This window comes from Escherichia sp. 94.0001 (assembly GCF_013369155.2).
GTDB classification, from domain to species: Bacteria; Pseudomonadota; Gammaproteobacteria; order Enterobacterales; family Enterobacteriaceae; genus Escherichia; species Escherichia coli_F.
In genome coordinates, this window is record NZ_JABWMS020000233.1 from 1 (window position 1) to 519 (window position 519).

Annotated in this window: 1 pseudogene; it reads right to left on the reverse strand. The window is 51.3% G+C overall.

The window, feature by feature from the left end:
• Nucleotides 1-79 (reverse strand): annotated as a pseudogene (locus HEN33_RS27235) (cell division inhibition protein DicB); the annotation flags it as partial.
• Between the last annotated feature and the right edge of the window lie 440 nt (nt 80-519).

Consider the following 519-nt stretch of genomic DNA (forward strand, 5'->3'; position numbering starts at 1 on the left):
TGATGCAGTGCCTGGTGCCTCCAGGTGACGTTAACCAGTTAACAATTAACGCCGGATACAGAGAATCCACCCATAACACTGTTTTTAGCTTTAACTGTTCCGCGTGCGCTTAGCCGCATTCACTGCATCACAAAATTCACTTTAAAAAGGGCGGACATCAGTTCATGGGCAAACAGATGCCGCCAAACGTCACCAGAAAATTGATAACAGAGGGCGTTGCAGCGGGGTTGTCACTTAAGCGTATGGTCAACCTGACAACCCGGTGTCCTCAACGGGGAAGAAATGACCCCGCCATACTTACCGCCGCGCCATTTCGCGGAGTGCCACAACCGGAAGCGCACGGTCGACGAAAATTTAACGACAGGCTATCTATGAACCAGCAACCTCGCCGTGCGCTTTCGCGTTATGCTCTGACTTTTCAGAGAAATATCCTTTCAGTAAACTGTCAGTGCCGGATGTTCACCCGTGTCCGGCGCACGCACTCCACTTCACCCGTGGAGAACTCCTTAATTACCAACC